Annotated in this window: 7 protein-coding genes, 1 pseudogene and 1 other annotated feature; of the genes and pseudogenes, 2 read left to right on the forward strand and 6 right to left on the reverse strand. The window is 38.1% G+C overall.

Going from position 1 to position 8,159, the window contains the following annotated elements:
* Nucleotides 1–646 precede the first annotated feature (646 nt).
* Genes FC14_RS07895 through FC14_RS07915 form a run of 5 tightly spaced genes read right to left on the reverse strand, consistent with a single transcriptional unit; the run spans nucleotide 647 to nucleotide 4,500 of the window.
* On the reverse strand, nucleotides 647–1,417 hold the full coding sequence (locus FC14_RS07895) for an acetoin reductase (RefSeq protein ID WP_056977221.1): 771 nt from the start codon (nucleotides 1,415–1,417) through the stop codon (nucleotides 647–649).
* A 14-nt stretch (nucleotides 1,418–1,431) separates the two neighbouring features.
* Nucleotides 1,432–1,905 (reverse strand): S-ribosylhomocysteine lyase, encoded by a 474-nt coding sequence (locus FC14_RS10570; protein ID WP_050611924.1) that lies wholly within the window; start codon nucleotides 1,903–1,905, stop codon nucleotides 1,432–1,434.
* A gap of 15 nt (nucleotides 1,906–1,920) precedes the next feature.
* On the reverse strand, nucleotides 1,921–2,781 hold the full coding sequence (locus FC14_RS10575) for a MetQ/NlpA family ABC transporter substrate-binding protein (protein ID WP_056977222.1): 861 nt from the start codon (nucleotides 2,779–2,781) through the stop codon (nucleotides 1,921–1,923).
* Nucleotides 2,782–2,786: 5 nt separating this feature from the next.
* Nucleotides 2,787–3,458 (reverse strand): methionine ABC transporter permease, encoded by a 672-nt coding sequence (locus FC14_RS07910; RefSeq protein ID WP_235804529.1) that lies wholly within the window; start codon nucleotides 3,456–3,458, stop codon nucleotides 2,787–2,789.
* Between the two features lie 13 nt (nucleotides 3,459–3,471).
* A complete protein-coding gene (locus FC14_RS07915; protein WP_156655776.1) occupies nucleotides 3,472–4,500 on the reverse strand; it encodes a methionine ABC transporter ATP-binding protein in 1,029 nt (342 codons plus the stop codon).
* A 48-nt stretch (nucleotides 4,501–4,548) separates the two neighbouring features.
* Nucleotides 4,549–4,807: a binding site (T-box leader), on the reverse strand.
* Between the two features lie 311 nt (nucleotides 4,808–5,118).
* Between FC14_RS07915 and FC14_RS07920 the strand changes: the two genes are divergently transcribed.
* Nucleotides 5,119–5,706, forward strand: coding sequence for an AraC family transcriptional regulator (locus FC14_RS07920; protein WP_056977228.1), 588 nt, complete (start codon nucleotides 5,119–5,121; stop codon nucleotides 5,704–5,706).
* Between the two features lie 272 nt (nucleotides 5,707–5,978).
* Here the strand turns inward: FC14_RS07920 and FC14_RS07925 are convergent, their stop codons facing one another.
* The gene (locus FC14_RS07925) at nucleotides 5,979–7,376 is read right to left on the reverse strand and encodes an RNA-guided endonuclease InsQ/TnpB family protein (RefSeq protein ID WP_056977230.1); all 1,398 of its coding nucleotides are present in this window, start codon (nucleotides 7,374–7,376) and stop codon (nucleotides 5,979–5,981) included.
* Nucleotides 7,377–7,679: 303 nt separating this feature from the next.
* Here FC14_RS07925 and FC14_RS07930 point away from each other — a divergent pair.
* Nucleotides 7,680–8,047 (forward strand): annotated as a pseudogene (locus FC14_RS07930) (MFS transporter); the annotation flags it as partial.
* Between the last annotated feature and the right edge of the window lie 112 nt (nucleotides 8,048–8,159).

Consider the following 8,159-nt stretch of genomic DNA (forward strand, 5'->3'; position numbering starts at 1 on the left):
CAAAAAAGCATGAAGTAGCGGGAAGTATCCACTATTTCATGCTTTCAAGTTTCAGTAACTAACTTACTATAATTTGAATACGTGTTTACCCGCGCTCAACTCAAGCGGTTATTTATTTATTTGCGCTAGCTCTAAAATAGCACTAGTCCCTTGGGGAACTTCAACTACTAATTGCGTTAGTTTTGAGGACGCGTTTGCCGCCATTAACAGTGCTAAGGCAGTATCAATCAGCATTGATTCAGCTAACGAACTTTAGCTTAATGTAGTAAAACTATTAACTCTAAAGTCGCTTTTTCTAATAGTTTTTCGCCCCCAATTATCTATAATTAGATAGTGTAATAGGGGTTAACCTTACTACCAGATAATTTCTTTACAAAAAATAGTCCCAAGCGCCAATAAATTAATACGATGCTTGGGACTATTTTTAATTTAAAGTTGTCAGTAGCATAATTAATTAAAATTTAGCCATGATTTTTATTACGGCTTTTGCACTTCCAATCTCCACCATTTACCCCCAAAAACAATCCGACCCCACATTTGGACTGATCCAAATATAAGGTCGGATTATTTTGTGTGTATTTCAAGTAACCGCTCTAACGAGTCTTGCTCTTGGTATTTGAGCCAATACTTCAAGAATCTAGCTTCATTATAAATAACGCATCCCACCGTCAACCATGATAGATTGGCCGGTAATATATTCTGCCTCGGAAGATGCCAGCCATGAAACTAACTTAGCCACGTCACCAGCCTGCGCTTCACGACCCAAGGCAATTTCCGTTAAAACATTAGCTTGTTGTTGGGGAACGGTGAGCCCCTTAATTTTGGAGGTGGTTTCGTCGATACTCTCGCGCAGTGGGGTTCTGACCACCCCGGGGTTATATGCGTTGACCGTGATTTTATATTGGGCTAACTCTTTGGCTGCACTTTGCGTTAGTCCACGGATACCAAATTTTGAGGCAGAATAGGCGCTTTGTAGTGCAGATGCTTCTACCCCAGCAAGAGAAGCTGCATTTATTATGCTGCCCCCCTTACCTTGTTTAATAAAACGCTTGGCGGCAGCCTGGATGCCCCAGTAGGTTCCTTTTAGATTAACATCTAAGAGCCGTTCAACTTTTTGCGGATCAGAATCTACAAAGGTATCAATGAAGGCTACCCCGGCGTTATTAACAAAGACTGCTAGCTCACCAAGATCTGCAGTCGCTTTTGCTACCAGGTCAAAAACTTCATTGCGCTGAGCAACGTCAAGGTAGTAGGCTTTAGCTTGGCCGCCGGTCTTATTAATTGTCGCAGTTACTTTATCAGCTGTTTCCCGGTTAATATCAGCAACCGCAACTGCATAGCCATCTTTTGCTAAGCGGTAGGCAATTGCTTCCCCAATTCCCTGTCCTGCTCCGGTTACAATAGCTAATTTTCCCATCTAATCCCTCCAATCTAAATTACGTGTCGCTCAAATGGTTCATCGCTAATTCCTTCTGCTAAAATCTTTTTGGACCATTCTTTGGCGCTAAACAATGAGTGGTCACGATAATTACCACAAGATTTAATATCCGTTCCTTGAACGTCATCCCACTCAATGTTTTCGGCAATTTCATGGAGAGACTCTTTTAGGGCCTTAGCCACTTCCGTAGTTGTGTGTTCGCCCCAGGTAATTAAGTGAAAACCAGTCCGGCAGCCAAATGGTGAACAATCAATTACACCGTCTAAACGGTCACGTAATAAGTCCGCTAATAGGTGCTCAATGGTATGCAAACCTGCACTGGGGATTGCATTTTCGTTAGGCTGTACTAACCGCAAATCATAATTAGCTATTTTATCCCCATTTTTTCCTTCTTCAACTGTAATGAAACGTACATAAGGTGCTTTCACCTTGGTATGATCTAATGTAAAGCTTTCTACTTCTGCCATAATAGTTACCTCTCTTTAATCTTCTAAATATGAAACTGGTTTTTTAACTTCTACTTTAGTGCCACTAAACTTCTTATTAACGTAAGCTTGAATTGCTTTGCTATGGAAAAGTTTAACCAACTTTTGGTAGGCCTTATTATCCTTGTTCTTAGCTGCCGTTGCTAACACGTTGATATTGTCCTTAGTATTCTTACTAATTGTTTCGTGATAAATAGAATCCTTTAGAACATTTAAGCCCCCGTCAAAAGCAACCGAATTGGAAATTATTACCGCGTCAACACTCTTTAAAACTCGTGGCCCAGTGGTATCATCAATTTCTTTAAACTTAAGGTTTTTAGGGTTTGCATTAATGTCACTAGTTGTTCCGGTTGCTGAGTCAAAATTCTTCTTCAAAGTAATTAACCCCGCTTTTTGTAACAACAGTAAACCCCGTGCTGCTTGGGAGGGATTGTTTGCAATTGCAATGGTTGCCCCATCAGGAATCTCTGCCACTTTCTTATACTTATTTGAGTAAAGTCCCATTGGTTCATAGTAAGTTGTTCCTAAAGCAGCTAGCTTGGTCTTTTTATGTTGCTTATTATAGGTTTCTAGGTACGACCATGATTGAAAGGCATTAACATCCACTGAGCCTTGGGCAGTTGCATTGTTAAGTTGGACACCATCTGTAATACTTTTTACCTTAATCTTGAGTCCTAACTTCTTTGCTTCCTTACTCTCAGCAATATGCTTCCAAACTTGGTAGTCTGTATTCATTGAGCCAACTGTAATGGTGGCAGATTCCGCTGACTTCTTGGAAGAATTAAGCGCATGAATGCCTAAAACAAGGGCGACAATTACAACGATAACACCTAAAATAATTTGATAAGATTTTTTCATAAATTTCAGCCTCTTTCTGTAAGTTTAACTAATAAATCACCAACAATTTGAACTACAAACACCATGATTAAAATTACTAAGGTTGCAGCTAAAGTAATATCATTTTCATAACGAGCGTACCCAATACTAATTGCCACGTCGCCTAAGCCACCAGAACCAATTGCCCCCGCCATCGTTGTCAACCCAATTAAGCTAATTACGGTAATGGTTGAGGTCCTGATAATTTCCGTTAAGCCTTCACGTAAGTAAACGCGGAAGATAATTTCTAAATTACTGGAGTCCATAGATTCTGCTGCTTCAATTACCCCAGCATCAACGGTTAGTAACGCCGCTTGAATTTGCCTTGCATAAAAGGGAAAGATGCCAAAAACCAAGGGCACTAAGGCAGCGGTAGTCCCAACTGAAGTTCCGACAAGGAAGACTGTTAAGGGTGAAATTACAGCTAATAAAATGATAAATGGGACTGAGCGTAGTAGATTTACCACTTTGTCTAAAATATTGTAAAGTAACTTGTCTTCCGCTAAGCCTCCCTCTTGCGTAATAACTAGGGCCACACCCGTCAGCAATCCTAAAATACCTGCAAATAATGCGGAGACAACCGTCATATAGATTGTTTGATATATTGCATCGATAAATTCCGTTTTCATATCGAGTACGTTTGGAAAAAGATAACTTATCACACTAACCACCTCACTTTAAAGTTTCTACCTTGATTTTAGCTGCCTTGAATGAGTTATACGCTGCTTCGATAGCTGCCTTCTCACCACTAACCTTAATAATCGTATAACCGATGGTGATTCCATCTAATTCATCCATATCCGCAAATAAAATGCTAATATCAACGCCTGTTTGCTTAGAAATCCTAGAAATTGCGCCATCTTCCGTCTCTTCGCCGGCAAATTGTAACAAGAATAGGCGTTTTTCAGAATTCCACTCACTATTCTTAGCTTCAATACGCTCTAGGGCTTTCTTGATATTGACTGAAGTCTCAATGAAATCTTTTGCAAGGGCCGTCTTAGGATTAATAAATACCTCCCGGACTGGACCACGCTCAATTATTTGTCCTTGCTCCATTACCGCAACGTTATGACAAATTTCCTTAACTACTTGCATTTCGTGCGTAATTAAAACAATTGTAATTTTTAACTGTTCGTTAACCTTTTTTAGTAATTCTAGGATAGACTTAGTCGTCTTAGGGTCAAGCGCACTAGTTGCTTCATCGGAAATCAATACCTGCGGATCATTGGCTAAAGCCCGAGCAATAGCCACCCTTTGTTTTTGACCACCAGATAGTTGACTGGGATAAGCATCCCGATATTCAGAAAGGTCCACCAATTCTAAGAGGCGCGTTACCTTAGCATTAATCTCAGCTTTAGAAAGCCCAGTTGCCAGCAAAGGATAGGCGATATTTCCTGCTACTGTCCTTGATTTCATCAAATTAAAGTGTTGGAAAATCATCCCAATCTTTTTTCTAACTTGCCTCAATTCTTGTGGTTTTAATTTAGTTAACTCCTGGTCTTCAACAATTACCGTCCCGTTGGTTGGACGCTGCAAAAGGTTAATCACCCTTACGAGGGTAGATTTTCCCGCTCCAGAATAGCCAATAATTCCATAAATATCTCCTTGTTCTACCTCTAAGGAGACATTTTTAACGGCGTTTACTGTTTGCGCCTTATTCTTAAAAGTAACATCAATATTTTTTAATACAATACTTGCCATAGTTCCCACCTTTTCCATAAAAAAAGTCCCTGGAAACCAACTTTGATTTCCAGGGACGCTAATAATTCGCGTGTTACCACCCTTACTTTAGTATTTGGCTCACACCAAATACCCTCACTAAGTGCTCCGCTAACAAATGCAGAATACTCGGGTGTTTTATCGGTCACCAATCGTAAACGGCTCGTCTAAACTCACCATTTAACCAGCTCCAAGACCATCTTCAAAAATCTCGTCTATGCTAATTTTCACCACACATTAGCTCTCTTTAATAGACTAAATAATCTACTCATCTTTTCATCGCTTTTCTAATTATTTTATACTCAAATTATAATCTAAGGAGAAATATTGTCAAGGACTAATTTTAGTTTCACCCAAAAATTGGCAGACACAGTCAGCAACCAGCCATTTTTCAGCGAGCGTAACTCTTGTTTTGAAGTTTAAAAGAGTTTAAAAGGGTTTAAAATAAAAATAGAAGTTTAAAAGAGTTTAAAAGGCAACCAAGTCTATCAGACTAAGCCGGGGTAGATTCTAGTTGTTAACTCACAGGTTATCCATAGCATTGATGTCACCAACCATAGTGACAATTAAGCCTTATCACTGAGTGTTCCCTTCAACTACTTGGAAAGTTTTTATCCCAAGCTTAGCGAGAGTTACTTTGAGCTTAACCAACCAGAAAAATTTACCGCTCAGCAGCAAAGTGCTTACCGTAAATTACAAAGCCTCTTTTACCAACTTGCCTGGCGCTACCAAGATCACGATGAGCTTAAATTCATCGACTTGCAGCTACTTATTAACCAAATTCTCAAGCTACTATTGACTCACTTTACCAAACCCTTAGCTAGCAAGACTAACCTTAGCCGCCAAACAAGTTATACCCTTAGTCGACTCCACGAAATTACTAAGTTCGTAAATGAGCATTATCAAGCTGATATTGGCCTGGTTGAAATTGCCGCCCACTGTAATATTAGTCGCGTTTACTTGGCGCGCTTTTTCAAACAGCACATGGGCCTTACCGTTGGCCAGTACCTTAATAACGTCCGCGCCCAACATGCCTATAAAGAGTTGCTAACAACTAAGAAGGCACTATCGCAGCTGGCATTAACTAACGGTTTTTCCGGAATCAGAACAATGAACAGGGCTTTTAATAATTTGTATGGGCAAACTGCATCCAAACTCTATCGCGAAAGGAAGACTGCACATGACTAATCATAAGTATCTAAGTATTGACATCGGGGGGACTAACTTGAACTACCTACGATTAAAATCGCAGGAATCGCGTCACGCGATTACATTACGTGTACATTAAAAAGCCATACACGCTCCGAACCTAGTTATAATGACTGGAAATACCGCCACTATACTAAATATATATTATTCACTAATTATCGCACCCGTTTTGACTCGCTCAGGGTGATACGCATAATTTTATGCTACTAGTTCGGTAGGATTTGGTTCCGTTTCCTAAAAAAACTCGTTTTTTAAATTATTTCCATCAAGTTACCTGCTTTTAATTTAGGATAATCTCTTAATTTTACATGTTTTTCTGGGTGTAAGCCCCACTCCTTAATGTTTAAGGCTGCGTTATAATCCCTATCTACTTCTTTACCAGTATATGCTGAAACATATATGCGTTTACCATCTTTATTAGTCGCTCTTAACTCGTGCTTTTCTTCATATTCAGTTCCATATTCTACTTGGCTAGTTTTATATGGATCCACTTTAATAAGGGTCTTATTTTGTTTATTTACCAATGATTCAACAATCTTCGCTAATTCATAAGGTTTGATTAAAGCTAAGCGCTTATTCTTACCTGCATTTTGCGCTTTATTCAGTGACCAACTACGTTTTCTCATCTCAAAAGCATCTATCTTTTCGATGATGATAGTATCGAACTCGTCTACTAATTCGTGAACTAACTTTCTGTATGTTTCAGTTAAAAGATTAGCTCTTTTGGCACTTAATTTTGCTTGTTTACGTTGATATCTTTGCCATAAAGCAGTTTTACCACGCTTGTTGCCTTCCCTATCTCTTAAAGATTTAAATTTATCTTTTGCTGCTTCTAATTCATTAGCTTTTTTCACAATATCCTTAGGTATTGCTATGGTTTTATTTTCAGAAGTTCTAAATACTTCATTGTTAAACATGTTCCAATCTGCGCCAACAACTTTATTTTGAGAACTACGTTTCTTTTCACGAGTAAAGGTTATTTGTAGTCTAAATGTGTTATCCGGTAATCTTTTAATCTTGGTTAAAGCAATCTCTTCAAAATTAAGATGCTTTAAATTCTCAAATACCATTATTTCTCCAAAATCGGCTACATTTAAATGGTGTGGTGAAACCAATTTGGTATTGCCATTAGGCAATTTTTGTGAAGTAATTGTCCTAAATGAGTTATTATTCCGTAGAAAATTCATTGAACCTTTACGATACCATGAACGATGTTTAGGATTTTTATGTTTCCCATCTTTATCTTTAGTAATATTCATTCTGAGATTATATTTTTCCACAGCTGACATTTGCCCTGCTTGTTCTAACCTCTTACGATATTGAGAAAAATTAGTGAAGATTATTTTTAAAAACTCATCGGCAGCATGAGAAGATAATCCTAGTTTCTTAACATTCCAGCGTTTCAATTCATACTTTTCATTGATAAACATTGCCTTTATTTTATTATTAAGGTAGTTTATTCCTTGTCCAAAAGGTAATGGTCTGCCAATATGTTTACGGCCATAAGTCTTATACAAGTATTTCAATGCAAATTGATATAACTCATTTTGTGTTTTGATTGCTTTTTCATACAATTCTATTTGTTGATAGCTTAAAGAAATATGATATTGTCTTGTGTATCCGAATTTATTACGCTTCTTTTTAACCATTTATGTAACCTCATTTCGAAAAATATTGAATCGCAATATACAGAAGCTATAGGAAGGCAACTTAAAGGTTACCATGGTAGAAATAGATAAGTTAGTTTAGCGGGCTTGACCCCTGATTAAAATCAGAGGTTTGCGCCCGTTTTATACTCAATGTGATAAGCTAGCCAAGCATTGTAACGAGGAAGAACTTGCCTTTTTTAAAGCATACTTAGTCAATTAGAAAGAAGTTTTTTTACATGAAGAAAGCACCTGAAAAACAAGCAATTTTTAAAAGTTTCGCTCTTATCGATTTCGCTATTCTTAATGATGCCCACCAGATTTCATCAGCCTTGCCCCTAATGTACAAAGCGTTTTCTGGTGTCAACCAAGCTGCCGTTCAAACTCTATCGACCATTCCCAATTTTGGGATTGTCCTAGGGTTAGTCATCTCACCTTTTTTAGTTAGGTTTTTAGGAGAAAAGGTAGCTATTTTATCCAGACTGTTACTCACTTTGGTTAGTGGCGTTTTGCCAATGTTTGCTAGCGCCTATACCCCCATTTTAAATTCGCGCTTTTTAATTAGGCTAAGCATCGGAACTTTCAATTCATTGGCTGTCTCTTTAATCCCTGAATTTTATAGTCAAGATGAAGAAGAAATGGCTACTATGATTGGTTACCAAAATGTTTTGGCCTGGGTGTTCCTTACATGTACAACTGGCTAGACTGGTCCGCTGCTATACAAAATGTAGAATAACATAGAAGAGCGTGTAGCTTCTTCTACATTATCAGAAAGAATATAGTTTT

The sequence above is a fragment of the Ligilactobacillus agilis DSM 20509 genome (assembly GCF_001436215.1).
Lineage (GTDB): Bacteria > Bacillota > Bacilli > Lactobacillales > Lactobacillaceae > Ligilactobacillus > Ligilactobacillus agilis.